24 protein-coding genes are annotated in these 25,493 nt (G+C 71.4%); 17 read left to right on the top strand and 7 right to left on the bottom strand.

The window, feature by feature from the left end; genetic code table 11:
* Positions 1-41 precede the first annotated feature (41 nt).
* The 3 genes from dapF to ACNAYW_RS20615 all read left to right on the top strand — a co-directional run bounded on the left by dapF (position 42) and on the right by ACNAYW_RS20615 (position 3,082).
* Positions 42-914, top strand: a complete 873-nt coding sequence (gene dapF, locus ACNAYW_RS20605) for a diaminopimelate epimerase (protein WP_415851549.1) — start codon at positions 42-44, stop codon at positions 912-914.
* Positions 915-987: 73 nt separating this feature from the next.
* Complete coding sequence (gene hflX / locus ACNAYW_RS20610; RefSeq protein WP_415851505.1) at positions 988-2,394, top strand: GTPase HflX; 1,407 nt, start codon at positions 988-990, stop codon at positions 2,392-2,394.
* A gap of 16 nt (positions 2,395-2,410) precedes the next feature.
* Positions 2,411-3,082 carry a DUF1345 domain-containing protein gene (locus tag ACNAYW_RS20615; RefSeq protein ID WP_415851506.1) on the top strand — a complete coding sequence of 224 codons (672 nt, stop codon included), beginning with the start codon at positions 2,411-2,413 and terminating at the stop codon, positions 3,080-3,082.
* Here the strand turns inward: ACNAYW_RS20615 and ACNAYW_RS20620 are convergent.
* On the bottom strand, positions 3,079-3,660 hold the full coding sequence (locus ACNAYW_RS20620) for a QsdR family transcriptional regulator (RefSeq protein ID WP_415851507.1): 582 nt from the start codon (positions 3,658-3,660) through the stop codon (positions 3,079-3,081). The two genes, ACNAYW_RS20615 and ACNAYW_RS20620, sit on opposite strands and share 4 nt — an antisense overlap.
* Positions 3,661-3,711: 51 nt before the next feature.
* On the opposite strand from ACNAYW_RS20620, the gene ACNAYW_RS20625 reads away from it, so the two are divergent.
* Positions 3,712-4,944 (top strand): acyl-CoA dehydrogenase family protein, encoded by a 1,233-nt coding sequence (locus tag ACNAYW_RS20625; RefSeq protein ID WP_415851508.1) that lies wholly within the window; start codon positions 3,712-3,714, stop codon positions 4,942-4,944.
* Complete coding sequence (locus ACNAYW_RS20630; RefSeq protein ID WP_415851509.1) at positions 4,945-6,093, top strand: acyl-CoA dehydrogenase family protein; 1,149 nt, start codon at positions 4,945-4,947, stop codon at positions 6,091-6,093.
* On the opposite strand, the gene ACNAYW_RS20635 is transcribed toward ACNAYW_RS20630, so the two are convergent.
* The gene (locus ACNAYW_RS20635; protein ID WP_415851510.1) at positions 6,090-6,944 is read right to left on the bottom strand and encodes a LysR family transcriptional regulator; all 855 of its coding nucleotides are present in this window, start codon (positions 6,942-6,944) and stop codon (positions 6,090-6,092) included. The two genes, ACNAYW_RS20630 and ACNAYW_RS20635, sit on opposite strands and share 4 nt — an antisense overlap.
* A 79-nt stretch (positions 6,945-7,023) precedes the next feature.
* Here ACNAYW_RS20635 and ACNAYW_RS20640 point away from each other — a divergent pair, with 79 nt between their 5' ends.
* Positions 7,024-7,953, top strand: coding sequence for a DMT family transporter (locus ACNAYW_RS20640; RefSeq protein WP_415851511.1), 930 nt, complete (start codon positions 7,024-7,026; stop codon positions 7,951-7,953).
* Here the strand turns inward: ACNAYW_RS20640 and lexA are convergent.
* On the bottom strand, positions 7,937-8,647 hold the full coding sequence (lexA, locus tag ACNAYW_RS20645) for a transcriptional repressor LexA (RefSeq protein WP_146487104.1): 711 nt from the start codon (positions 8,645-8,647) through the stop codon (positions 7,937-7,939). The two genes, ACNAYW_RS20640 and lexA, sit on opposite strands and share 17 nt — an antisense overlap.
* 255 nt (positions 8,648-8,902) lie before the next feature.
* Between lexA and ACNAYW_RS20650 the strand changes: the two genes are divergently transcribed.
* On the top strand, positions 8,903-9,535 hold the full coding sequence (locus tag ACNAYW_RS20650; protein WP_415851512.1) for a LysM peptidoglycan-binding domain-containing protein: 633 nt from the start codon (positions 8,903-8,905) through the stop codon (positions 9,533-9,535).
* A 213-nt stretch (positions 9,536-9,748) separates the two neighbouring features.
* Complete coding sequence (nrdR, locus tag ACNAYW_RS20655; protein WP_415851550.1) at positions 9,749-10,222, top strand: transcriptional regulator NrdR; 474 nt, start codon at positions 9,749-9,751, stop codon at positions 10,220-10,222.
* A 33-nt stretch (positions 10,223-10,255) separates the two neighbouring features.
* On the opposite strand, the gene hrpA is transcribed toward nrdR, so the two are convergent.
* Positions 10,256-14,236 carry an ATP-dependent RNA helicase HrpA gene (gene hrpA, locus ACNAYW_RS20660; RefSeq protein WP_415851513.1) on the bottom strand — a complete coding sequence of 1,327 codons (3,981 nt, stop codon included), beginning with the start codon at positions 14,234-14,236 and terminating at the stop codon, positions 10,256-10,258.
* A 20-nt stretch (positions 14,237-14,256) separates the two neighbouring features.
* Here hrpA and ACNAYW_RS20665 point away from each other — a divergent pair, with 20 nt between their 5' ends.
* From ACNAYW_RS20665 to ACNAYW_RS20675, 3 genes are all read left to right on the top strand, one after another.
* Positions 14,257-15,510 (top strand): aminotransferase family protein, encoded by a 1,254-nt coding sequence (locus tag ACNAYW_RS20665; RefSeq protein ID WP_415851514.1) that lies wholly within the window; start codon positions 14,257-14,259, stop codon positions 15,508-15,510.
* Between the two features lie 100 nt (positions 15,511-15,610).
* Entirely contained in the window at positions 15,611-15,955 is a 345-nt protein-coding gene (locus tag ACNAYW_RS20670) for a DUF485 domain-containing protein (protein ID WP_415851515.1), read from the top strand.
* Positions 15,956-15,984: 29 nt separating this feature from the next.
* Complete coding sequence (locus ACNAYW_RS20675; protein ID WP_415851551.1) at positions 15,985-17,586, top strand: solute symporter family protein; 1,602 nt, start codon at positions 15,985-15,987, stop codon at positions 17,584-17,586.
* A 62-nt stretch (positions 17,587-17,648) separates the two neighbouring features.
* Here the strand turns inward: ACNAYW_RS20675 and ACNAYW_RS20680 are convergent, their stop codons facing one another.
* A complete protein-coding gene (locus ACNAYW_RS20680) occupies positions 17,649-18,470 on the bottom strand; it encodes a sigma-70 family RNA polymerase sigma factor (RefSeq protein WP_415851516.1) in 822 nt (273 codons plus the stop codon).
* A gap of 80 nt (positions 18,471-18,550) precedes the next feature.
* On the opposite strand from ACNAYW_RS20680, the gene ACNAYW_RS20685 reads away from it, so the two are divergent.
* The 4 genes from ACNAYW_RS20685 to ACNAYW_RS20700 all read left to right on the top strand — a co-directional run bounded on the left by ACNAYW_RS20685 (position 18,551) and on the right by ACNAYW_RS20700 (position 21,238).
* Positions 18,551-19,009 carry a carboxymuconolactone decarboxylase family protein gene (locus ACNAYW_RS20685; protein WP_415851517.1) on the top strand — a complete coding sequence of 153 codons (459 nt, stop codon included), beginning with the start codon at positions 18,551-18,553 and terminating at the stop codon, positions 19,007-19,009.
* Between the two features lie 153 nt (positions 19,010-19,162).
* On the top strand, positions 19,163-20,083 hold the full coding sequence (locus ACNAYW_RS20690) for a hydrogen peroxide-inducible genes activator (protein ID WP_415851518.1): 921 nt from the start codon (positions 19,163-19,165) through the stop codon (positions 20,081-20,083).
* 29 nt (positions 20,084-20,112) lie between these two features.
* Positions 20,113-20,652 (top strand): Uma2 family endonuclease, encoded by a 540-nt coding sequence (locus ACNAYW_RS20695; RefSeq protein ID WP_415851519.1) that lies wholly within the window; start codon positions 20,113-20,115, stop codon positions 20,650-20,652.
* A 16-nt stretch (positions 20,653-20,668) separates the two neighbouring features.
* Complete coding sequence (locus ACNAYW_RS20700) at positions 20,669-21,238, top strand: cysteine hydrolase family protein (protein WP_415851520.1); 570 nt, start codon at positions 20,669-20,671, stop codon at positions 21,236-21,238.
* 2 nt (positions 21,239-21,240) lie between these two features.
* On the opposite strand, the gene ACNAYW_RS20705 is transcribed toward ACNAYW_RS20700, so the two are convergent.
* Positions 21,241-21,969, bottom strand: coding sequence for a LysR family transcriptional regulator substrate-binding protein (locus ACNAYW_RS20705; protein WP_415851521.1), 729 nt, complete (start codon positions 21,967-21,969; stop codon positions 21,241-21,243).
* Between the two features lie 29 nt (positions 21,970-21,998).
* Between ACNAYW_RS20705 and ACNAYW_RS20710 the strand changes: the two genes are divergently transcribed.
* Together ACNAYW_RS20710 and ACNAYW_RS20715 are read left to right on the top strand one after the other, a co-directional pair.
* Positions 21,999-22,391, top strand: a complete 393-nt coding sequence (locus ACNAYW_RS20710; RefSeq protein ID WP_415851522.1) for a DUF5997 family protein — start codon at positions 21,999-22,001, stop codon at positions 22,389-22,391.
* A 71-nt stretch (positions 22,392-22,462) separates the two neighbouring features.
* Positions 22,463-22,978, top strand: a complete 516-nt coding sequence (locus ACNAYW_RS20715) for an SRPBCC family protein (protein WP_415851523.1) — start codon at positions 22,463-22,465, stop codon at positions 22,976-22,978.
* 1 nt (position 22,979) lies between these two features.
* Here the strand turns inward: ACNAYW_RS20715 and ACNAYW_RS20720 are convergent, their stop codons facing one another.
* Positions 22,980-25,475: a DEAD/DEAH box helicase gene (locus ACNAYW_RS20720; RefSeq protein ID WP_415851524.1), complete on the bottom strand. Its 2,496-nt coding sequence runs from the start codon at positions 25,473-25,475 to the stop codon at positions 22,980-22,982.
* Positions 25,476-25,493: the final 18 nt, after the last annotated feature.

Raw genomic sequence — 25,493 nt, forward strand, 5'->3', positions numbered from 1 at the left:
GGCGGCCGTGACGCGCCCGTAGACTGGTCCGCATGATCGCAGTGGACTTCGTCAAGGGCCACGGCACGGAGAACGATTTCGTGATCCTGCCGGACCCGGGCGTCGACATCGACCTCACGCCCGAGCTCGTGGCCGCCCTCTGCGACCGGCGTGCCAGCATCGGCGGCGACGGGGTGCTGCGCGTCGCGCGCGCGGGGGAGCTGCTCGACGCGGGCGTCCTCGATGCGCTGCCCGCGGGCGTCGCGCGCGAGGACTGGTTCATGGACTACCGCAACTCCGACGGCTCGATCGCCGAGATGTGCGGCAACGGCGTCCGCGTCTTCGCCCACTTCCTCGCCGCGAACGCCCTGGTCGCGGGCGGCGAGTTCACCGTCGGTTCCCGGGCGGGCGGCAAGCCGGTCCGCGTGCACCACGCCGATCCCGAGACCGCCGAGGTCTCCGTCGAGATGGGCGTGCTCCGCGTCTTCGGCGCGTCGTCCGCCGGGGTCGACGGGCGCGACCTCGCCGGCATCGCGGTCGACGTGGGCAACCCGCACCTCGCCTGCGTCGTGCCGGGCCTCACCGAGCAGGACCTGCTGGCGCTCGACGTCGCCGCCGTCCCCACCTTCGACCACGCCCTGTTCCCGCACGGCACCAACGTCGAGGTCCTCACCCCGCTCGCGGTCGGCACGACGCCGTCGGGCGCCTGCGGCGCCGTGCACATGCGCGTGCACGAGCGCGGCTCGGGGGAGACGCGGTCGTGCGGGACCGGCACCGTCGCCGCAGCCGTCGCCGCGCTGCGCGCCGCGGACCGCGAGACCGGGGCCGTCGATGTGCACGTGCCGGGCGGGGTGGTCACCGTCACCGTCGAGGCCGACGGTGCCGTTCTCCGCGGCCCCAGCCGCCTCGTCGCGTCCGGGACCGTGCGCCTGTAGCGCGTCCCTCCGGGTTCCGCCCTGGGAAAACCCGCGTGACCTCCCGCGTCCCGGCGTGCCACACTGGAGTCATATGACAGACATGGATACCTGGGAGCCGGCTCCGACCGTCGGCGAACTCCAGTTGCAGGAGCGCTCGTCGCTCCGTCGCGTCGTCGGCCTCTCGACCGAGCTCGACGACGTCACCGAGGTCGAATACCGCCAGCTGCGCCTCGAGCAGGTCGTGCTCGTCGGCGTGTGGACCTCCGGTTCCGCGGCGCAGGCCGACGCGTCGCTCGCCGAGCTCAAGGCCCTCGCCGAGACCGCCGGCTCCGCGGTGCTCGAGGGGCTGATCCAGCGGCGCGACCGGCCCGACCCCGCCACGTACATCGGCTCCGGTAAGGCGCACGAGCTCCGCGAGGTCGTGCTCGCGACCGGCGCCGACACCGTGATCTGCGACGGCGAGCTCACGCCCGCGCAGCTCAACGCCCTGGAGAAGGTGGTGAAGGTCAAGGTCATCGACCGCACCGCGTTGATCCTGGACATCTTCGCCCAGCACGCGACCTCCCGCGAGGGCAAGGCGCAGGTCAGCCTCGCGCAGATGGAGTACATGCTGCCCCGCCTGCGCGGCTGGGGTGAGGCGCTGTCCCGGCAGGCCGGCGGCCGCGCGGGCAGCAATGGCGGCGTGGGCCTGCGTGGTCCCGGTGAGACCAAGATCGAGACCGATCGTCGCCGGATCCGCGAGCGGATGGCGAAGCTGCGCCGCGAGATCAAGGGCATGAAGCAGGCCCGCGACACCAAGCGCGGTGCGCGGCGCCGCTCCGGCGTGCCGGCCGTCGCGATCGCCGGGTACACCAACGCGGGCAAGTCGAGCCTGCTCAACGCGCTCACCGATGCCGGCGTGCTGGTGCAGAACGCGCTGTTCGCGACCCTCGACCCCACCACCCGCCAGGGCGTGCTCACCGACGGGCGCGACGTGGTCTTCACCGACACGGTCGGTTTCGTACGCCACCTGCCCACCCAGCTCGTCGAGGCCTTCCGGTCGACGCTGGAGGAGGTCGTGGACGCCGATCTCCTGCTGCACGTCGTGGACGGCAGCGACGTGATGCCGCAGCGGCAGATCGACGCCGTGCGCCAGGTGCTGCGCGAGGTCGCGGGGGAGCGCGAGGCGTCGCTGCCCCGGGAGCTGCTCGTGGTCAATAAGATCGACGCCGCCGATCCGGTCGTGCTGGCCCAGCTGCGCGTGGCGCTGCCCGAGGCGGTCTTCGTCTCGGCCCACACGGGCGAGGGCATCGACGAACTCCTCGAAGCGATGACTCGGCTCATCACCGCGGGCGACGTCGAGGTCAGCACCCTCGTGCCCTACGACCGCGGTGATCTCGTCGCGCGGATCCACGCCGAGGGCACGATCCTGTCGACCGAGCACGAGGCCGAGGGCACGCGCATCACCGCCCGGGTTCCGGCCGCACTCGCCGGGATGCTGTCGCAGTTCGCGGCGTAGGCGGCACAATCGTCGTATGACGACACCGGAACCGGCGACGGGGGCCGCGGCACGCTTGCCGCTGTCCGCCGGCGTCCGCTTGGCATCGGCGCTTCTCGTGGGCGCCGCCGTGACCGCGGCCGTGGGCGTGGCGGTCGAACCGGTGCTCGGCGTGCTCAGCGGAATCGCAGCCGCGGCAGCGGTGTTCGTGGCCGTCGGGTGGTGGGTGTTGTGGCCGCTGCCCGCGGCCGCCACCCGGGCGACCGTCCAGCGGGAGGACTTCCGGCCGAAGGTCATGGAGCTGGTCGTCGCCGTGATCGCGCTGAGCGGACTGATCGCGATCGTCTCCCTGCTGATCGCCGGCGACTCGGAGAACCGCGACGCCGCCGCCGCGGCGGCGCTGATCGCCGCGTTCGCGGTGTGGGGCGCGCTGCACCTGACGTACGCCACGCAGTACGCGGACCTGTACTACGGCGACCCGGACGACGAGGCCGGCGGCATCGATTTCAACAGCGATGATCTGCCCGCCTACCGCGACTTCTTCTACTTCAGCTACAACCTGGGCATGACTTACCAGGTGTCGGACACCTCGGTGTCCTCGCAGGCGATCCGCAGCGTGGTACTGCGGCACTGCCTGCTCTCCTACGTCTTCGGCACGCTCATCCTCGCCACCGCGATCAACCTCGTCGTGGGCATCGTCTCCGGTTAGTCGCGGCCCGCGGCTCCGTCGAGGAGGAGTGCGACCAGGGCCTCGGCCTTGTCCGGCTGCGGCGGCGTGCCGATGATCATGTCGGACCACAGGAAGGACTCGGCGAGCCGGACGATCGCGTAGGCGAGGTCGTCGCGCGAGACGCCGCGGGCACCGTCGGAGGGCGGGACGGCCAGATCGGCGAGCCAATTCGTGACCCAGGCGATGAGGCGCGCCTGCACCACGCTGCCGCCGGACTGCAGCACGCGCATCGCGAACTCCGGCTCGTCCGCGGCGAAGTCGGCGAGCGGCGGATAGTCGCGCACCTCGTGGGCGAGCCGGCCGAACGATCGCAGGAACGCGGCGCGGTCGCGGACCGGCTCGGCGGCCTCGACCCGCGCGATCGCCTGGGCGATGCCCAGCCAGATCGCCTCGCCGACCACCTGCTCCCGTCCGTCGAACCAGCGGTAGAGCGTGGCCCGGCCGATCCCGCCGGCCTTCGCGAGCCGTCCGAGATCGACGCGGCGGCCTTCACGGAACCACTGCGCGGCGAGACGGATCACCTCCACCTGGTTGTCAGGACGCGCGGGATGAGACATACTTCTATTTTGTCTCGCCAGGGCGAGGGTGTCAACGAGGGGACGACCCGGATGGATGTGACGTTCAGTGCGGAGGAAGAGGCCTTCCGCGACGAGGTGCGGGAGTTCCTGACGACGCATCTCACCGACGATCTGCGCGATGCCGGGCGCCTGGCGACCAGCGTCTACTCGGACCACGAGGCGAGCCTGCGGTGGCAGGCGATCCTGCACGAGCGCGGCTGGGCCGCGCCGGCGTGGCCCGTGCAGTGGGGAGGCTGCGACTGGACCGTGGCGCAGCACTACATCTTCGCGCGGGAGTCGGTTCTGGCGGGCGCGCCCTTCCTCTCGCCGATGGGGATCCGGATGGTGGCGCACGCCATCGTGAAGTTCGGGACCGAGGAACAGAAGAAGTTCTTCCTCCCGGGCATCCTCGACGCCTCGATCTTCTTCTGCCAGGGCTACTCGGAGCCCGAATCCGGGTCGGACCTCGCGTCGCTGGCAATGCGCGCCGAGTCCGACGGCGACGATCTCGTGCTCACGGGCTCCAAGATCTGGACCACCCACGCCCGCGAGGCGAATTGGATGTTCGCCCTGGTCCGCACGTCCAAGCAGGAGCGCAAGCAGCAGGGCATCACCTTTCTGCTGCTCGACATGACGGTGCCCGGTATCGAGATCCAGCCGCTCGTCATGGCCTCCGGCGAGGAGGTGCAGAACGTCGTCTTCTTCGACAAGGTGCGGGTGCCGAAGACCAACGTTCTCGGCCGGATCGACGAGGGCTGGACCGTGGCGAAGTACCTGCTCGAGTTCGAACGCGGCGGCGGCGCCTCCGCGCCCTGGCTGCAGGTCTCGCTCGACCGGCTCGCGTCGCAGGCGGAGAACGTCCCCGGACGCGGTGGTCGGGCGCTGTCCGAGGACGACGACTTCCGGTTGGGCCTCGCGGAGCTACGCGCCCGCGTCGACGTGCTGGAGATCCTCGAGCACCGTTCACTCGCCGTGCTCTCGGCGGGCGGGAACCCGGGCACCGCCGCCTCGATGCTCAAGATCCTCGGCACCGAACTGAGCCAGGCGATCACCGAGTTCATCCACAAGAGCGCGGGCCCCCGCGGCCGCGTCTATCAACCGCACGTCACGCGGCCCGGCGGCCCGGTGGTCGAGTACCTGCCACCCGCCGACGGCGCGCACAGCGGCGACCTGTGGCAGGCGGTTGCGCCGCTGCGCTACTTCAACGATCGCGCGGGCTCGATCTACGCGGGCTCCAACGAGATTCAACGCAACATCCTGGCGAAAGCGGCATTGGGGCTGTAGATGGACTTCACACTCACCGACGAACAGACGATGCTGCGCGATTCCGTGCGGTCCTACCTCGCCGGCCGGTACCCGCTGGCGCAGTCGCGGAGCGCGGCGCGCTCTGCGCAGCGGTGGCAGCCCGCGGTGTGGGAGGCCTTCGCCTCGGAGCTGGGCATCCTCGCCGCGACGCTGCCCGAATCCGTGGGCGGCCTGGGCGGCGGTCCCGAGGAGATGATGGTGATCGCCGAGGAGCTCGGCGGCGCGCTCGTCGTCGAGCCCTACATCGGGACCGCGGTCGTCGGCGCCGCCCTGCTGCGCGGCTCCGGCGGCCCGGCCGTCGACGCGGTGCTGTCGGCGATCGCCGAGGGCGGGGCCCGGATCGCGTTCGCGCTCACGGAGCCCCAGTCCGGGCGCGAGCCCTGGGACGTTCAGGCGGCGGCGGTGCGCGACGGGGACGAGTACGTGCTGTCGGGGGCGAAGATCGTGGTCGCGGACCTGCCGCTCGCGACGCACGTGATCGTCGCCGCCCGCACCGCCGGCGGCCGGCTCGACCGCGACGGGCTCTCGCTCTTCCTCCTGGAGTTCGACCCGCAGGCTCCGCCGGCCGGGGTGCGCGCGCAGTACTTCCGGACGATCGACGACCACCACACGGGCGATGTGGCGCTCGACGGCGTCCGGGTCCCCGCGACGGCGCTGCTCGGCGCCGAGGGCGGGGCCTGGGAAGTGATCGACCGCGCCCTCGACGAGGGAGCCGCCGCCGTCTGCTGCGAGGCGGTCGGGATCATGCGTCGCGTGGTGGGGGACACCGTGGAGTACGCGAAGCAGCGTCGCCAGTTCGGCGTGCCGATCGGCACCTTCCAGGCGCTGCAGCACCGCATGGTCGACATGTCGCTCGAGCTCGAACAATCGGTGGCGGCGAGCTATCTCGCGGTGCTCAACCTCGGCGCGGATCCGCAGGTGCGGCGCCGCGCGGTCTCCGCCGCGAAGATCACCGTGGCGCGGGCGGCGCGGTTCGTCGGGCAGAACGCGGTCCAGTTGCACGGCGGCATGGGGATGACCGAGGAGCTGGCCATCGGCCACTGCTTCAAGCGGCTCACCGCGATCGAGACCGAGTTCGGCTCCGCCACCGATCATCTGCACCGGTACGCGGAGGCGAGCGCGGGTTAGGCGCGCTCCGCCTGGTCGTCGCGGGTCAGTGATGCGGAGGCGCGGCGGACCGCAGCGCCGACCGGCGCCGGGACGCGCGCTCCGACGGTGACCGCGAGGGCGATGGGCGGCATGGTCGGCATCGTCTCGACCGGGACGAGGCCGTCCGTCGCGTCGATCGCGGGGAGCAGCGTGACCCCGAGGCCGCTCCGGGCGGCGGAGTACAGTCCCGCGAGGTTCGCCGCCTCGGCCGCGACGACGTAGTCGATCCCGTTGCGCGCGAGCGCGTCCGCGGCGGGCGCGCGCAGAACGCAGGGATCGTCGAACAGCAGGACGGGGACCGTCGCGGCGGGGCGCTCCCACCCGCGCGCGGCGTACCAGCGCAGGTCGATGGGGCCGACCGCGTCCGGATGATCGATCGGGGCGAGATAGACCGCCACGTCGGCGAGGCCGCGCTCCACGGCGCCCGCGATCTGCGCGCTGCGATCGAATCGGAACTGTGCGGCCCACCCTCCCGGCAGCGTGCCGAAGCCTCGGCTGAGCTCGGGAATGAGGCGGTCGGCGCCGTGCTCGGTGGCCGCGACGGAGAGCGTGCGGGTCGTGGGGGAGGCGAGCGCGTGCACGGCGGCGTCGTGTGCGTCGAGGATCGCCTGCGCGTGCCCCAGCAGGCGGTTGCCGTGGTCGGTGAAGCGCACTCCGCGGCCCGCCTTCTCGACGATGGTGCCGCCCGTGGACTTCTCGAGCCGGCGCAGGTGCGCGCTCACGGTCGACTGGGTGAGGTGGAGCGCCTCGGCGGCGCGGTGGACCCCGCCGCAGCGGGCGATCGCCACCACGCTGCGGAGCGGGACGATGTCCAGGATCGGTGCGCTCATGAATGAACGATAGGTGCGATCAATCGTGATCGTCAATCATTGTTGGACCAACGGCACCTGCGCGGTCGACCATCGAGTCATGCGAATTCCGCCGATGCTCGCGCTCTCCGTCGTGGTGCTGTACGCCTTCGGGTATCCCCTCGGCGCCCTCGGGATCGCGGCGATGAGCCCCTTCCTGCTGCTGTTCCTCCGGTTCGCCGTCTCCGGCGTGCTCATGCTCGGCGTGGTCAGGGCGACCGGCAGGCGTCTGCCCCGCGGCGCGGATCTGGGCCACGCGGTCGTGGTCGGGATCCTGACGCAGGCGACGCAGTTCCTCGGGTGCTACCTGGGCCTGCAGGCCGGCGTGCCGGCGGGCGTCGCCGCGCTCATCATCGGCGTGAACCCGGCGGTGACCACGGTGGTCGCGCGAATCGCGCTCGGCGAGGCCCTCACGCCGCGCCGGGCGCTCGCCGCCGTGCTGGGGCTGGCGGCGGTGGTGACCGCCTGCTGGTCGACGGTGCCGGCGCTGGCCCACGCCGGAGCGGGCATCGGCTTCACGCTCCTGGGGCTCGCGGGCATCGCGCTGGGTGGGGTGTATCAACAGCGGTTCTGCCGCGAGGTTGACCCGCTCGCGGGGAACGCGGTGGGAATGACCGTCGCGGCGGTGCCGGCCGGCGTCCTGGTCGTGCTGTTCGGTGCGACGGTCACCGATCCCGCACGCGGCGCCGTCGTGCTCGTCCTCATGGTGCTGCTCAGCTCCATGACGGCGACCACGCTGTACCTGCGCGTGATCGGGATCGCGGGGGCGAGCGGGGCCGCGATACTGTTCGCCGTGATCCCCTCGGTGTCCGCCCTGTTCGCCTTCCTCCTGCTGGGCGAGCCGGTGCACCCGGGAGTGATCGCCGGCCTGGCCCTCGGCGGTGCGGCGTGCGCGATCGCCTCCCGTGGTGGACGACGAGCGCCGGCCCCCGACCCTGCGGTCGACGAGCCGGCGCGGCGTGGGGCGGGTGCGGTCAGATCCGGCGCATGACGGTGACCACCTTGCCGAGGATCACCGCGTCGTTGCCGTGGATCGGGTCGAACGCGGGGTTGTGCGGCATCAGCCAGACGTCGCGGCCGGTCCGGCGGAACGTCTTCACCGTGGCCTCGCCATCGAGCATCGCCGCCACGATGTCGCCGTTCTCCGCGACGGACTGCTGCCGCACGACCACCCAGTCCCCGTCGCAGATGGCGGCGTCGGTCATCGACTCGCCGACCACCTTGAGCAGGAACAGTGAGCCCTCGCCGACGAGCTCGCGGGGGAGCGGGAAGATCTCCTCGACCGCCTCCTCCGCCAGGATGGGGCCGCCGGCGGCGATGCGTCCCAGCACGGGCACGAAAGCCGGCTCGGGCATCCGGTCCTCGTCCTCCATGACCTTCTGGATCACCTGCGCGGTGCGCTCCTCGGCGCCCTGGACGTTCACGGCGCGCGGGCGATTGGGGTCGCGGTGGAGGAAACCCAGGCGCTCGAGGGTGCGGAGTTGGTGGGCGACCGACGACGTGGAGGTCAGGCCCACCTCGTCACCGATCTCCCGGATGCTGGGCGGGTAGCCCCGGTCCCGGACGGACCGCCGGATCACCTCCAGGACCTGCTTCTGGCGACGGGTGAGGTGATCCTCGGAGACGTTGCCCTGCGCGTCGCGGAAGCGCTTGTCCCGGTGCTGGACCTGTCGTTCATCTGTCATGTGTCGCTCCTCACGCCCGTTCGGTTCCGACTCCACTGTAGTCCAGCTCGAACGTGCTGACAAACACCTGTTCGAGAAATTTCCGCGCGTGTCTTCCCCTCGCTCACGGGGTGTGGTAGAAATCGAACAGAAGTTCTTTCGAACACTTGCACGCACTCCGGTGTGACTGGTGGGGCTGGATGGAAAACTTGTCAGTCCCCTCCGATAGACCTGTAGGTGAGCGAGAAGGACCCGCTACCGACATCAGGAGAGACCATGACCGCGATCATCGATCGAGACGTCATCACTGCAGCACACGAGGCTTCTGCGGATGCGCAGGCGCTGGTGCGGCACGGCTCCGCGGCCGCCGACCGGCGCGGCGCCACTCGGGCCCGCGGGGTCTCGCCCCGCCTCGCGCGGAGCCGCTCGCAGGACTCCGTCGCGGCATCGATCACCTCGTCGAACGGGCTCGCTGCGGGCGGGATTCGAACGGAGTCCGCGGCCGTCCGCGTGACCGGTGCCCGCGGGTCGGCCCGGCGCACCGTCGAACGCCCGGGCGTGCGTTCGGCGGCCCGGCGCGCGCCGCTCGGCCACTCGCGCGTCGACGGCTGTGCCCGCCGTACCCCCGTCCCGTCGCTCGCGGCGTGCGTGGTGTTCGCGGTCGGCGTCTTCGCCGGCCTGCTGGTGCTCTTCGGCGGCGCGGCGCCCGCGGAGCCGACGTCGGCCGCCGCGCAGCCCGCGCTGACGTCGATCGTGACCGTGCGCAGCGGGCAGAGCCTGGAGCAGATCGCGCGGGAGATCGCGCCCGATCGGGCACCGGACGGTGTCATCGCCGAGATCACGGAGATCAACGGACTGCGGAACGGCACCGTGCGCGCAGGCCAGACCCTCATCACGCCGCGGTACTGACCGCATCGACGAGCGAAGGAGACGCAGATGACCACCCGCATGGTGATAGTGGATTCCCGGCAGGGCGGGCGCTCGGCCCACCTCGACAACGTGGTGCCGTTCCCGCGCCGAGTATTCTCGAAGACGAGATCGCGGGGCACGGCGGTGGCAGGGGCCACCGTGCTGCAGTTGCCCCGCCGGACGTCCGAGCGCAGCCGCGCGGGAGGTGGACCCATGTATTGCCCGTTCTGCAAGAACGAGGACACCCGTGTGGTCGATTCGCGCGTCTTCGACGACGGACAGGGCATCCGCCGGCGACGCTCCTGCAACGAGTGCGGCCGCCGCTTCACCACCGTCGAGAGCGCGGTCATGGCCGTCGTGAAGCGCAACGGCGTCACCGAGCCCTTCAGTCGCGAGAAGGTCGTCAAGGGCGTGCGCCGCGCGTGCCAGGGCCGCGACGTGGCCGAGGACGACCTGCACAAGCTCGCTCAGCAGGTCGAGGAGGCGATCCGCGCGATGGGGGTGGCCGAGGTGCCCGCGAACGAGGTCGGCCTCGCGATCCTCGGGCCGCTGCGCGACCTCGACGAGGTGGCGTACCTGCGCTTCGCCTCGGTCTACCAGGGATTCTCGTCCATCGAGGACTTCGAGGCCGCGATCCGCGACCTCCGCACCCGCGCCACCGCGGCGGACCCCACCGACGCGGCCTGACGCCACGGCGCCGCCGCACGCTCGGCGCGGGCTTCACGACAGGGCCGCGACGGCGGCGAGCACCTTCTTCTCCGAGACCGATCCGGCCGTGCCGAGCGACTGGGCGAACAGACTCACCCTCAGCTCCTCGATGAGCCAGTGCACCTGGTTCAGCGCCGCGTCCCGTCGGTGTTCCGGCAGGGTGTCCAGCTTGGCGGTGAGGGCGGCGTAGACGCGGTCCAGCGCCGCCAGTCCGCGGTCGTCGCGGTCGATGGACGCGGGAAGTGCGGCCCACCGTGCCGCCGCGCCCGCGGTGTACCGCGGCAGGTGCCGCAGGTGCGTGTCCGGCGTCGCGGCGATGAACCCGGGGAACAGCAGACCGTCGAGCTGCTCCGCGATGTCGTCCGCCGCATCGCGCAGTGCGCGCGGCGCGGAGGCGATCGCGCCGCGGACCTCGGTAGCGGTCGCGACCGCCGCCGCGACGTCCGCGAAGTTCTGCTGGACCGCCCCGCCCAGTTCTGCCCGCACCCTCGCCGTCAGGGCGGTGAACTCGGCGGGTGTCCAGGCGAGGCCCGCGCGGGCCCGGAGATCCGTGATGGCCCTCCGCCGGCAGTCGGCGACGAGGTCCATCGGCGTCGCGTAGGGGCTCTGCGAGAGCGCGAGCCGCTCGCGCTGGCCCACGGACTGCAGTACCGATTTATGTGCGGCGGGAAGCGCGTTCGCGAGCAGCACGTCGAGTCCCGCGCCCATGAGCGCGGTCTGTTCCGGTTCGGCGGCCACGACCTTGACGCCGGCCGCGTCCCCGGCGGGGTACAGCGTGCCGAAGCCGGTCACCCGGCTGCCCCGGACCTCGGTGTCGATGGTCCGCGGCACATCGCCGAGAGTCTCCGCGGTCCAGTGCTTCGCGGGCGCCCGCTCGTACGCACCGGCGCGGCTCGACAGATCCTCCTGCACCGCGGCGCCGAGCGTGCGCTTGAGCGCGTCGAGATCCTTGCCGGAACCCAGGGTGCGGCCGTCGTCGCCGATCACCGCGAACGTCACCCGCAGGTGATCGGGGATCGCGGCGGGGGAGAAGTCGCCCGCCCGGATCACGGTGCCGGACAACTGCGTGAGCTCGCGCGCCAGGCCCTCGGTGAGGGGCTCGGCGCGGGGAGTGAGACGCGCGAGCGCGGCCGCAGCGAAGTCGGGCGCCGGCACCACCTCGCGGCGCAGCTGCTTCGGCAGCGACTTGATGAGCGCGACCGCCAGCTCCTCGCGCATCGCGGGCACGAGCCATTCGAAGCCGTCGGCGCGCACCGTCGCCAGGTCCTGCACCGGGATCCGGGCGGTCACGCCGTCATCGGCCGCGCCCGGCTCGAAGCGGTACTTCAGGGGCATCTCGATGCGGCCCTGCAGCCACGCGGTGGGGTACGCCTCCGCGGTGACGTCCGCGGCACCGTCGGCCAGCAGGTCGTCGGCGGTGAAGTCGAGGAGGGTGGGCTCGGTTCGCGAGGCCTTCTTCCACCACGAGTCGAAGTGTCGCGCCGAGACGATGCCCTCGGGAACGCGCCGATCGTAGAAGTCGAACAGACCGTCCTCGTCGACCACGATGTCCCGGCGGCGCGCCTTGTCCTCGAGGTACTCGGCGTCGTCGAGGAGGGCCCGGTTGCGCGCGAAGAACGGATGCCGCGTGCGCCATTCGCCCTGGACGAGCGCGTGCCGCAGGAACAGTTCCCGGGCGGCCACGGGGTCGATCCGGCCGAAGTTCACGGTGCGGTCGGCGACCAACGGGACGCCGAACAGGGTGACCCGCTCCTTGGCCAGCACGGCCTCCCGTTTGGTGGACCAGTGCGGCTCCGAGTAGTGGTGCTTGGCGAGCGGTCCGGCGAGCTTCTCGGCCCACTCCGGCTCGATCCTGGCGACGGTCCGCGCGAACAGCCGCGAGGTCTCCACCAACTCGCCGGCCATGACGAACCGCGGCGGCTTCCGGTAGAGCGCGGACCCCGGGAAGACCATGAACTTGGCGCCCCGCGCGCCCAGGAACTCCTTGCCGTCCGGCTCGCGGAGGCCGATCTGGGAGAGCAGCCCCGCGAGCATGGCCTGGTGGATCAGGTCGGGCGACGGTGCCGGTTCCCGGCCCAGCGAGTCCAGCTTCCATCCGAGGTCCCGGCAGATCTGGCGCAGCTGGCCCTGCAGGTCCTGCCACTCGCGGATCCGCACGTAGTGCAGGAACTCCCGCTGGCACTCGCGCCGGAACGCGCTCGAGCTCAGCTCGGCCCGCCGGTCGCCGAGGTGCCGCCAGAGGTTGAGGTAGGAGAGGAAGTCCGAGGTGGGGTCGGCGAACCGGGCGTGCTGCGCGTCGGCGGCCTGACGGTGCTCGGCCGGCCGTTCCCGCACGTCCTGGATGGACAGGCCCGCGACGATGACCAACACCTCCGGGAGAACGCCGAACTCGCGGGCCGCGACCAGCATCCGCGCCATCCGCGGGTCGACGGGCAGGTCCGCGAGTTGGCGGCCGACGGCCGAGAGCCGCTTGTGGCCCTCGGGGCGGCTGCCATCACCGGTCCCGTTCGCTGCGCTCCCGGCGACCTCGAGCGCGCCCAGCTCCTCGAGCAGCGCCGTGCCGTCCCGGACGGCTCGCTCGTCCGGCGGCTGCACGAACGGGAAGGCGGAGACCTCGCCCAGCTCGAGCGCGGTCATCGACAGGATCACCGAGGCGAGGTTGGTCCGCAGGATCTCGGGATCGGTGTAGACGGGCCGCGCGTCGAAGTCGTCCTCCGAGTACAGCCGGATCGCGATGCCGTCGGACGTGCGGCCGCAGCGGCCGGAGCGCTGCTGTGCGGAGGCCTGCGAGATCGGTTCGATCGGTAGTCGCTGCACCTTGGTGCGCACCGAGTACCGCGAGATGCGCGCGGTGCCCGTGTCCACGACGTACTTGATGCCGGGCACTGTCAGGGAGGTCTCGGCGACGTTGGTGGACAGCACGATCCGTCGTCCCGTGTGCGGGGCGAAGACGCGGTGCTGCTCGGCGGAGGAGAGGCGGGCGTAGAGCGGCAGGATCTCCGTTCCGGGACGCACGTGCGCCTGCAGCGCCTCGGCGGCGTCGCGGATCTCGCGCTCGCCGGAGAGGAAGACGAGAACGTCGCCGGGCGCCTCGCGGGAGAGCTCGTCGACCGCGTGCACGATCCCGGTGACCTGGTCGAGGGGCTCGGAGTCGTCGGTCATCTCGTCGAGCGGGCGGTACCGGATCTCCACCGGGTACGTCCGGCCGCTGACCTCGATGACGGGCGCGGGGGCACCGTCGGGCCGTGCGAAGTGGGCGGCGAACCGCTCCGGCTCGATGGTCGCGGAGGTGACGATCACCTTGAGATCGGGTCTGCGGGGCAGGATCTGGCGGAGGTAGCCCAGGAGGAAGTCGATGTTGAGGCTGCGCTCGTGCGCCTCGTCGATGATGATCGTGTCGTAGTCGCGCAGCAGCCGGTCGCGGGTGAGCTCGCGGAGCAGGATGCCGTCGGTCATGAGCTTGACGGAGGTCTTCGGCGAGACGCGGTCGGTGAACCGCACCGCGTAGCCGACGGCGTCGCCCAGCTCCGACGCCGTCTCCTCGGCGATCCGCTCGGCGACGCTGCGGGCGGCGAGGCGGCGGGGCTGGGTGTGGCCGATCATGCCGCGCACGCCGCGGCCGAGCTCGAGGCAGATCTTCGGCAGCTGCGTCGTCTTCCCCGAGCCGGTCTCGCCGGCCAGGATGATCACCTGGTTCTCGGCGATCGCCTTCGCGATCTCCTCGCGCCGCGCGCTGACGGGCAGGTTCTCGGGGTAGACGATGGCCGGCACCGCGTCGCGACGCTCGGCGTAGCGCCCCCGTGCGGCCTCGATCTCGCGGGCCAGCTTCGGCAGGTCGGAGGGCTTGGCGCGCTTGAGCCGACCCCGCAGGCGCGTCTCGTCCCTCAGGGTGAGGACGGGATCGGCGTCGGTGCCGAGCGCGGCGTACAGATCGCGCTTCGACGGTCCGCCGTCGCCGTCTTCCCGTGCGGTGCGCGTCTCCTGCTTCGTCATTTGCGACTAGTTTATCCACCATGAGCGGACAGGGACCCACGACCTCATCGGCACTCTGGCACGGCTTCGCGGACATGGGCGCCGTGCAGCGCGACGGCGCCTTCGTCTTCACGCGCGGCGACGGGGCCTACGTCTTCGACACCGACGGCAACCGCTATCTCGACGCGACCGCGGGCCTCTGGTTCGCGAACGTCGGCCACGGCCGGGCCGAGGTGGCCGACGCGGTGCGCGACCAACTGCTCAAGGTGGCGCACGTGACCGGCTTCGGCGACGCCGCCACCGACACCACCGTCGCCCTCGCGAACCGCCTGCAGGCCATCGCACCGGTGCCGGACAGCAGGATCTTCTTCACCTCCGGCGGCTCCGATTCGGTGGATTCGGCGATCAAGCTGGCCCGTCGTTACTGGCAGGAGCAGGGGCGGCCCGAGAAGAAGCTCATCGTCGGCCGGTCCAACGCGTACCACGGCATGCACGTGGGCGGCACCAGCCTGGGCGGTATCCCGGTCAACGCCGAGGGCTACGGCGGCGTGCTCTTCGACGACACCGCCACTGTCGCCTGGGACGACGCCAAGGAGCTGCTGGGTCTCATCGAGCGGGTCGGCGCCGAGGCGATCGCGGCCTTCGTCGCCGAGCCGGTGATCGGCGCGGGCGGCCTGCTGCCCCCGCCGGAGGGCTACCTGCGCGAGGTGCGCGACATCTGCCGCGAGCACGACGTGTTGTTCATCGCCGACGAGGTGATCACCGGCTTCGGCCGGATCGGAGGCGCGTGGTTCGCGTCGAGCCGGTTCGATCTGCAGCCCGACCTGATGACCACGGCCAAGGGCCTCACCAGCGGCTATGTGCCGATGGGTGCCCTGTTCGTGGCGCCGAAGGTTGCGGAGCCGTTCTACTCCGGCGGCGTGTGGTGGCGGCACGGCTACACCTACGGCGGACACGCGGCCGCCGCGGCCGCGTCGATGGCGGTGCTCGACATCATGGAGCGCGAGAACCTCGTGGCCGAAGCGCTACGCCTGCAGGACACCCTGCTGCGCGAGCTCTCCCCGCTGGCCGATCACCCGAAGGTGAAGGACGTGCGGGGCGGGGTCGGCGCCGTCGCGGGCGTCCAGCTGCACGAGCCCGCCGAGGCCATGGCGATGGTGAAGAAGCTGCGGACGCAGGGCGTCTCCGGCCGGGCGGCCGGCCTCGGCACGCTCCAGTACTCGCCCGCGCTGATCACCACGGACGAGCAGGTCGCCGAGATCGCCGCCGCCACCCGGCGGGCCCTCGACGCCTGATCGTCGGTAAGCCCCGGGTAACGGCGGTTGCAAGGGGTTGCACAGCGTTTGTCGCCGATTCAATCCCGAGGCGAATGTGGTCCGTGCCACACTTTCGGACGTGAACGAAGAGGATACGGCGGCGGTCTACCAGCGCGCCTACGACAGCAAGGAATTCCACGAACTCCGCCGTAGGCTGGCGACGTTCGTGATCCCGATCTCCGTGGCCTTCCTGCTCTGGTACGCCGCGTACGTGCTGCTGGCCACCTACGCGCACGACTTCATGAGCCAGAAGCTGTTCGGGAACATCAACGTCGCACTGGTGTTGGGGCTCGGGCAGTTCGTGACCACGTTCGCCATCACCTGGGCATACGTGCGGTTCGCGAACAACACGATCGACCCGATGGCGACGGATCTCCGTGAGCACATCGAGGGCGAGCTCAAGGCCGGGGAGGCGGGCCGGTGACCGCTCTCCTCGCCTGGGAACCCCGCTCGATCGACGTCGGCCAGCAGGTCGGCTCCACGACGCTCAACATCGTGATCTTCCTGCTGTTCATCGGCGTCACGATGGGGCTGGTCATCAAGGCCAGCCGGACCACCAAGAAGGCCACGGACTTCTACACCGGCGGCGCCACGTTCACCGGCCCGCAGAACGGCTTCGCCATCGCCGGCGACTACCTCTCGGCCGCCAGCTTCCTCGGCATCTGCGGCGCCATCGCGGTCCAGGGCTATGACGGCTTCCTGTACTCCATCGGCTTCCTCGTCGCCTGGCTCGTCGCGCTCCTGCTCGTCGCCGAGCGGCTGCGCAACGTCGGCAAGTTCACGATGGCCGACGTGCTGAGCTTCCGGCTCAAGCAGCGCCCCGTGCGGATGGCCGCCGCCCTCGCGACGCTGACCGTCTCGCTGTTCTACCTGATCGCCCAGATGGCCGGCGCGGGCGGCCTCGTCTCGCTGCTGCTCAACATCAAGGGCACCACCGGGCAGGCCGTCGTGGTCGCCGTGGTCGGCGTCCTGATGATCGTGTACGTGCTCGTCGGCGGCATGAAGGGCACCACCTACGTGCAGATGGTCAAGGCCGTCCTGCTCGTCGGCGGCGCGCTCCTGATGACGCTCATGGTGCTCGCCGCGGTCAAGGGCAACTTCTCCGACCTGCTCCAGAAGGCCATCGACGGCAGCGCCGCGGGCGAGAAGGTCATCGAGCCCGGCCTCAAGTACGGCAAGACCGAGACCACCAAGCTCGACTTCATCTCGCTGGCCCTCGCGCTCGTGCTCGGCACCGCGGGCCTGCCGCACGTGCTCATGCGCTTCTACACCGTGCCCACGGCCAAGGAGGCCCGTCGCTCGGTGACCTGGGCGATCGGCCTGATCGGCGCGTTCTACATCTTCACCCTGGTGCTGGGCTTCGGCGCCGCCGCCTACGTGGGCGCCGACGTCATCGCGAAGGCCCCCGGCGGGGTGAACTCGGCGGCGCCGCTGCTCGCGTTCTCGCTGGGCGGCACCATCCTCATGGCGGTCATCTCCGCCGTCGCCTTCGCGACCATCCTCGCGGTCGTCGCCGGCCTGGCGATCACGGCCTCCGCGAGCCTCGCGCACGACATCTACAACGGCGTCATCAAGCACGGCAAGGCCTCCGAGGAGTCCCAGGTCCGCGTCTCGCGCATCACCGTGGTGGTGATCGGTATCGCGTCGATCATCCTCGGCATCGGCGCCATGGGCCAGAACATCGCCTTCCTGGTGGCCCTGGCGTTCGCGGTCGCCGCCTCCGCCAACCTGCCGACGATCCTGTTCTCGCTGTTCTGGCGGAAGTTCAACACCACCGGCGCGGTGCTGTCGATGTACGGCGGCCTGATCTCCGCCATCGTGCTGATCGTCTTCTCGCCGGCCGTCTCGGGCAAGTCGACGTCGATGTTCAAGTCGCTCGACTTCCACTGGTTCCCGCTGGAGAACCCGGGCCTGGTGTCGATCCCGGTCGGCTTCGGCCTCGCGATCCTGGGCACGATCTTCGGCAAGCCGGACACCGATCTCGCCGACAAGGCGGTCGAGATGGAGGTCCGTTCGCTCACCGGTGTCGGTGTCGAGAAGGCCATCGACCACTAGGCCCTCCGTGTTCGACGGTGCCCGTCCCCGGCTTCCCGGGGGCGGGCACCGTCGTTCCCGGGTCAGAGCGGGACGACCTCGCTACCGGCCACCTCGTCGACGCGCAGGGTGACGTCGAGGGCTGCGATGCGGCCGTCGGCGGTGAAGGTCACGTCGCCGAGCAGGAGGTAGCCGGGTGCTCCGGGGAGCCGCACGGTGTACCCGAGCAGCCCGTCGACCAGCGCCACCAGGGCCGTCTTCGCCTTGAACAGGAAGGCCTCCGCGATCGCGGGCGCCCCGACGAGAACCGACGAGGCGTCGTCGGTGTGCGTGCGGAACACGGCATCCGGGTCGAGCAGGTCGACCAGCGCGGTGAAGTCGCCGTCCCGCGACGCCGCGAGGAACGCGCGCACCGCGTCGGCCCGCGCGGCGTCCGGCCGGGGCGTGCCCGCGACGCGGCGGCGCGCTCGGCTCGCGAGCTGGCGGGTCGCGGCGGGGCTCCTCCCGAGGATCGCCGCCACGTCGTCGAAGGGCACGGCGAAGACGTCGTGCAGCACGAACGCGACCCGTTCCGCGGGTGCCAGTTCGTCGACGACGGCGCCCAGCGCGACGCCCACGGATTCAGCGAGCTGCGCCTCGTCGTCCGGCGCGAGCGCGGGGTCGGCGGGATCCACCTCGTCGAGCGAGGTGGTGTCCCGGCGTGCGCGCAGGCGATCCAGGCAGATCCGCGAGACCACGGTGGTCAGCCACGCGGTCGGGTTGTCGACGGTGCCGTCCCCGTCGGCCCGGTCCGCGCGCAGCCACGCCTCCTGCACCGCGTCCTCGGCGTCCGCCGCGGAGCCGAGCATCCGCGTGGCCACCGCGAGCAGCCGGGGCCGGGCGCTGATGAAGTCGCTGACGTCCATGTGTCACATCCTCCGTCGTCGGTCCGTCAGGTACATGACGGGGCGCCCGCCCCGAGTGTGACCGACCGAGGAGAAAAGACATGACCGCACGGATGACGAACCCCGCCTTCGCCCTGCCGGGGGCGATGGACGCGTTGACGAAACTGGGCGAGGCGGTGGCGGCCTCGGGGTTGTCGCCGGAGCTGTTGGAACTGGTGAACATGCGGGCCAGCCAGCTCAACAGCTGCAGCACCTGCCTCGACGGGCACTGGCGGACGGCCCGGCGGCACGGCGCCTCCGACGACAAGCTCTTCGCCGTCGGCGCGTGGCGCCACACGCCGTACTTCTCCGACGCCGAGCGGATCGCGTTGGAGCTGACGGAGCAGCTCACGGAGCTCGCGGGCCATCCCGACGCGGTGCCCGACGCGCTGTGGGACGCGGCCGCCGACGAGTTCGACGCGGGGCAGTTGGCGGCGCTGGTGCTCGCCGTCGGGCAGATCAACCTCTGGAACCGCGTGAACCACGCGACCCGCCAGGAGGCGGGTTCCTGGCGGCCGTGACGTGGTGCGGGCGGGAGGCGCGCTCAGGGCGGCAACGGCTCCAACCGCACGATCGGCGGTCGCGGGGCGCGGGGCACGGGGCGCGCCGGTAGCGGGGCGTTCGTTACGCCCGTACAAGAAAGAAGGATGATGGATGGCACTAGACTGATAGGTATGTCCGATCAGCCGTATCAGCCGACCCTCGCGCAGCTGCGCGCTTTCGTCGCGGTGGCACGCTCGCGCCACTTCGGCACCGCGGCGACGTCGCTCGGTGTCAGCCAGCCCTCGCTGTCGCAGGCCCTGGCGTCGCTCGAGGCCGGACTCGGCGTGCAGCTGGTGGAGCGCAGCACGCGCCGGGTGCTCATCACGGAGGCGGGGATGGCCCTGTTGGAGCAGGCGTCCGTCATCGTCGCCTCCGCGGCGGAACTGGTGAGCTCGGCGGCCGGCCTCACCGGCGAACTGCGGGGAACACTGCGGATCGGCATGATCCCGACGGTCGCGCCCTACCGGTTGCCCCGCCTCCTGCCGCAACTGCGCGCCGAGGTCGACGACCTGGCGGTCACCGTCGTCGAGGACCAGACTGCGCGGCTGCTCGACGCGCTGCGGTCCGGCCGGATCGACGTGGCCGTTCTCGCGCTACCGGTGCACAGCTCGTCCGTCGCCGAGATCCCGCTCTACGACGAGGAGTTCGTGCTCGTCGTGCCGCCCGGGCATCCGCTCGCGGGCCGCGACGACCTCACCGCGGACGACCTCTCCGGTCTCCCACTCCTCCTCCTCGACGAGGGGCACTGCCTGCGGGACCAGGCCCTCGACCTGTGCCGCCAGGCCGAGGAGGGGGTGGGCGTCATGGGCGATACCCGCGCCGCCTCACTCGCCACGATCGTGCAGTGCGTCTCCGGCGGCCTCGGGGTGACCCTCCTGCCCGAGCCCGCGGTCGCCGTCGAGCTGCGCGGTACCGACCTGGCGACGGCGCGGTTCGCCGCGCCCGCGCCGGGCCGGCGGATCGGCCTCGCCTACCGCGCCTCCAGCGCCAAGACGGAGGGCTTCGCCCGCCTCGCCCAGATCGCCCGCGACGCCGCGGGATCTGCCGTGTGACCTGGCAGAACCGGGCGTACGATGGCGACATGACCGCTGCGACCCGTCCGCATCTCCTCTCGTTGGAGGAGTGGGACGCCTTGGGGGAGGACTCGACGTCGCACGCGGAGCTTCAGGAGGGGGTCCTGATCGTGTCGCCCAAGCCGAGACCCGAACATCAGTACGCCGCCGGGGTCCTGTTCAGCGTGCTCAACAGGGCCGCGCCCGAAGGCTTCCGTGCGTTCCCCGAGATCGACCTCATCCTCGAGGCCCGGACACCGGCGTCTGTTCGCGCCCCCGATGTCGTGGTGATGCCGCAGCACGCGGCCAGGCCGTTCCGCGCCTCGGACGCGGTACTCGTCGTCGAAGTGCTCTCGCCCGGCACCCGCCGGACCGACCTGGTGATGAAGCGCCACGAGTACGCCGAGGTCGGCATCCCGCACTACTGGATCGTCGATCTCGACGGTGACGACGTCCGCCTGGAGGCCCTCACGCTGGTGGACGGCGCCTACGAGTCCGTCGAGCACACGGGCGGGTTCGAGGCGACGGCGCCGTTCGCGGTCCGGCTGGATCTCGACGGGCTGCGCTGAGCGCTAGCCTGGGCGCATGGCTGCAGAGCGTTCCGTCCTCCTTCTCATGGACTACCAGCGGGGCATCGTCGACGGTGCCGAGCGGGCCGGTGCCGCGGCGCTCGCGTCCGCCGCGCGGGCCCTGTCGGCGGCGCGCGATCATGGCGTGCCGGTGGTGCACGTGCGCGTCGCCTTCCGGCCCGACTACCCGGAGATCCCGCCGACGAACCGGGCGTTCGCCGTGATCCGCGAGGGCGGCGATTCGATGACCGAGGTCTCGCCGCTGACGGCGATCGTCCCCGAGGTGGCGCCGCTGCCGGGCGAGCCCGTCGTGATCAAACGCCGATTCGGGGCGTTCAGCGGCAGCGACCTCGACGTGGTGCTCCGCGGCCTGCAGGCGGATCACCTGGTCCTCGCGGGGATCTCGACGAGCGGCGTCGTGCTCTCGACGGTCCGCTACGCGGGCGATCTGGACTACGGCCTCACCGTCCTCGCCGACGCCTGCGCCGATCACGATCCCGAGGTCCACCGCGTCCTCGTCAGCAAGGTGTTCCCGCGCCAGGCCGAGGTGCTCGCCGTCGACGAGTGGATCGAGTCGCTCGGCTGAGCTCAGCGGCGGGGCCGCTTGCCGGGCTTGCCCTTCGGCGTTCCGGCCTTCTTGCCCGCGGCGGCCCGGGCCGCCTGCTTGGCGAGCGTCTTCTCCCGCGCGGTGCGCTTGGGCGCGGGCTCGGCGCGGCCCCGGGACGAGCCAGCCTTCCTGCCGCGCACGACGCCGATGAAGTCCGCGACCGCCTCGGACTGCTCGCCCGCGGGGACCGCGAGCACGACGGGGGAGGGCGGCGCGTCGGCGACCGGGCGGTACGTGAGGTCCTTGCGGTGGTGCAGTCGCGCGAGCGACTGCGGCACGAGGAGCGCGCCCAGCCCCGCGGCGACGAGTTCGATCGCCGCCTCGGTGCTCTCCGGCCGGTGCTCGACCGGTGCGCCCGGAGCTCCCGCCCAGCGCAGCGGATCGTCGACGGGGAGCAGTGTCGGCTCGTCGTCGAGATCGGCTGCAGTGAGCTCGTCCGCCGCGGCCGCGTGGTGCTCCTTCGGCACGACGGCCACCACCTGCTCCTCGTACAGCGCGATCGTCGCCAGTCCGCTGGTCTCGGCGGGCAGGCGCAGGAGCGCCAGGTCGACGGTGCCCTCGCGCACGGCGTTCGCCGCGTCCGCCGCCGCGACGGGCACGAGCTCGAGCGGCACGTCCGCGTGGCGCTCCCCCCAGATGCGGGCCCACTTGGCGGGAGTGGCGCCGGGGACGTAGCCGAGCCGCAGGGGCCGCGGGAGCGATGAGGTCACCGCATGAGATTACCGATAGGCTGGTCGGTATGAGCAGGCCGAACGCGCAGTCCATGAAACCCGCTACCGCGGCGAAGAAGCTGGACGTGTACCTGCCCGCCACGCCGGCGGAGTTCCAGGAGAACCCGATCACCCGCGACGAGCTGGCCGCGCTGCAGGCCGATCCGCCGCAGTGGCTGCAGGATCTGCGGAAGAACGGTCCGCATCCGAAGAACCTCGTCGCCGCGCGCCTCGGCGTCTCGATCTCGGGGCTGCAGCGGGCGGGCGTCGGGGAGGCGCTGACCACGGAGCAGATCACCGGGCTGGTCGCGGATCCGCCGCAGTGGCTCATCGACGAGCGCGCCGGCCTCGCCGCGGTGCGGGCGGATGAGCAGCGGGTCGCGGAGGCGCGCGCCGCGCGCAACCGGCCCAGCCGCAAGTAGCTCCGCGCGCCCGGGTCGGACGAATTCCGGGAACTCCGGCGCCCCCGCGTCGTCATGTGTACGCTGTGAACATGACGCGCTGCGCCGGCGCGCCGACCGGCACCGGAGAGAGTGAGAAGCCCATGTCCGAGCGGATGTCCAGCACCCGAGTCATCGCCGCGAGCCCCGAGCGGGTCTTCGCCGTCCTCGCCGATCCCGCGCGTCACGAGCAGATCGAGCCCACCGATTGGGTCCGGGACGCGGTGGACGGCGCTCCGCTCGACCACGTCGGGCAGATGTTCTCCGTGAACATGTACCTCGAGCAGGCGGGCGGCGACTACGTGATGGAGAACAAGGTGACCGCGTTCGAACGGGATCGGGCCATCGGCTGGCTGCCCGGGACGAGCCAGGAGGGCGAGTGGCAGGCGGGCGGCTGGTGGTGGCGGTACGACCTGGAACCGTCGGACGAGGGCACGCAGGTGACGCTGACGTACGACTGGACCGACACCCCGCAGTCCTTCCGCGACTTCGTCGGCGCCATGCCGCCGTTCCCGCCGGAGTACCTCGACCAGTCCCTCGCGGGCCTCGACGCGGCCGTCACCGGCTGACTCAGCCGGAGACGACCTCCACGTCCACGAGCACGACGTCGCCGCGCTCGTCGGACGCGGGGAGGTCGACGACGGCCGTGATCGCCCAGCCGTGGTCGCCGTCGGGGTCGGCGATGGTCTGCCGCACCCGCCAGGCCCGCGGCATCGAGGTGTCGAGCGAGAAGAGCTGCGGGCCACGGGCGTCCGCGCCGGTCTCGATGTCGTCGTACTCCTCGTAGTAGTCGTCGAAGGCGGCGTACCAGTCGACGCCCGGGTCCATCGCGTCGAGCACGTCGTACTCCTCCTCGGCGACGAGCTGGACCCGGCGGAACATCGCGTTGCGCACCATCACGGCGAACGCACGCTCGTCCGAGGTCAGCGACGTCGAGCGCCCGATCTCCGGTGCGGAGGCGTGCGCCTTCACGGGATCCGGGGAGGTCATCTCCTCCCACTCGTCGACGAGCGAGCTGTCCACGTACCGCACGAGCGCGCCGAGCCAGGCGATGTAGTCGTCGAGCTCGGGCGTGCGCACCGCCTCGGGAACGGTGTGCCGCAGCGTCCGGAACGCGTCCGAGAGGTACCGCAGGACCGCGCCCTCCGAGCGCCCGAGCTGGTACTTCGAGACCAGGTCGTTGAAGGTCATCGCGCGTTCGATCATCTCGCGCACCACCGACTTCGGGGAGAGCTCGAACTGCGTGACCCAGGCGTGCCCCGCGGCGTAGGTCGCGAACGCCGGGACGAGCAGGTCCTCCAGCGGTTTCGGGTAGGTCACGTCCTCGAGCAGCGTCATGCGCTCGTCGTAGTCGATGCCGTCGGCCTTCATCTCCGCCACCGCGGCGCCGCGCGCCGCGTTCTGCTGCGCGCGCAGCACCGGCCGCGGATCGTCCAGCACGGACTCGATCACCGAGATCACGTCGAGCGCGTAGTCCGGTGACTCGGCATCGAGCAGTTCCAGCGCCGCGAGCGCGAAGGGCGCGAGGGGCTGGTTCAGCGCGAAGTCGGGTTGCAGGTCGACGGTGAGCCGCACGTGCCGGCCGTCCTCGTCCGGCTCATCGAGCCGTTCGACGACGCCGCCCGACTCCAGGCCGCGGAACAGGGTGATCGCGGTGCGGATGTGCCGCAGCTGGTTCCGGCGCGACTCGTGATTGTCCTCCAGGAGGTGCCGCATCGCATCGAAGCAGTTCTGCGGCCGGGCGATGACGTTGAGGAGCATCGAGTTGGTCACCGAGAAGCGGGAGGTCAGCGGCTCCGGATCCGCGGCGACGAGCTTCTCGAACGTCGCCTTCCCCCAGGAGACGAAACCCTCGGGCGCCTTCTTGCGCTGGACCCGCTTGAGCTTGGCCGGATCCCCGCCCGCCTTCGCCTCCCGTCGGGCGTTCTCGATCTCGTGCTCGGGCGCCGCCACGACGACGGTGCCCATCGTGTCGAAGCCCGCCCGCCCGGCGCGGCCGGCGATCTGGTGGAACTCGCGGGCCCGCAGGTGGCGGGTACGGTTCCCGTCGAACTTGGTCAGGCCCGTCAGGTAGACGGTGCGGATCGGCACGTTGATGCCGACGCCGAGCGTGTCCGTTCCGCAGATGACCTTGAGCAGCCCCTCCTGGGCGAGCTTCTCCACCAGGCGCCGATAGCGGGGGAGCATCCCGGCGTGGTGCACGCCGATGCCGGACCGGATCAGCCGGGAGAGGGTCTTGCCGAACCCGGTGGTGAACTGGAAGTCGCCGAGCGCCTCCGCGATCGCGGCCTTCTGCTCCTTGCTCGCGAGCGGCAGCGACATCAGGGCCTGCGCCCGCTCCGCCGCGGCCTGCTGGGTGAAGTGCACCACGTAGACGGGCGCCTGATGGGTGCTGACCAGCTCGACGATCTGATCCTGGATCGGCATCGTCGAATACGAGAAGTGCAGCGGCACCGGGCGTTCGGCCCCGGCCACGAGGACGGTCTCCCGGCCCGTCCGCCGCGTGAGGTCCTCCTCGAAGAAGGAGGTGTCGCCGAGCGTCGCGGACATGAGTACGAACTGCGCGTGGGGCAGTTCGATGAGCGGGACCTGCCACGCCCAGCCGCGGTCCGGCTCGGAGTAGTAGTGGAACTCGTCCATCACGACCTGCGCGATGTCGGAGTCCGCGCCCTCGCGCAGCGCGAAGTTGGCGACGATCTCGGCGGTGGCGCACACGATCGGCGCGTCGGCGTTGACGGCGGCGTCGCCCGTGACCATGCCTACGTTCTCAGTGCCGAAGACCTCGCAGAGCGCGAAGAACTTCTCGCTGACCAGGGCCTTGATCGGGGCGGTGTAGTACGTCCGCCGTTCCTGTGCCAGCGCCGCGAACTGGGCGCCCATCGCCACGAGGGACTTGCCCGAGCCGGTGGGCGTCGCCACGATCACGTTCGCGCCCGAGCAGGCCGCGATCAGCGCCTCCTCCTGGGCCGGGTACAGCGTGATGCCGCGGCCGGAGGTCCACTCCAGGAAGGCCTCGAAGACCGCGTCGGCCGTCGGGTCGGACGGCAGCAGGTCGATGAGGTTCACTCATCTCACTCTACGGAC

This window comes from Tsukamurella ocularis, assembly GCF_965138335.1.
Lineage (GTDB): Bacteria > Actinomycetota > Actinomycetes > Mycobacteriales > Mycobacteriaceae > Tsukamurella > Tsukamurella ocularis_A.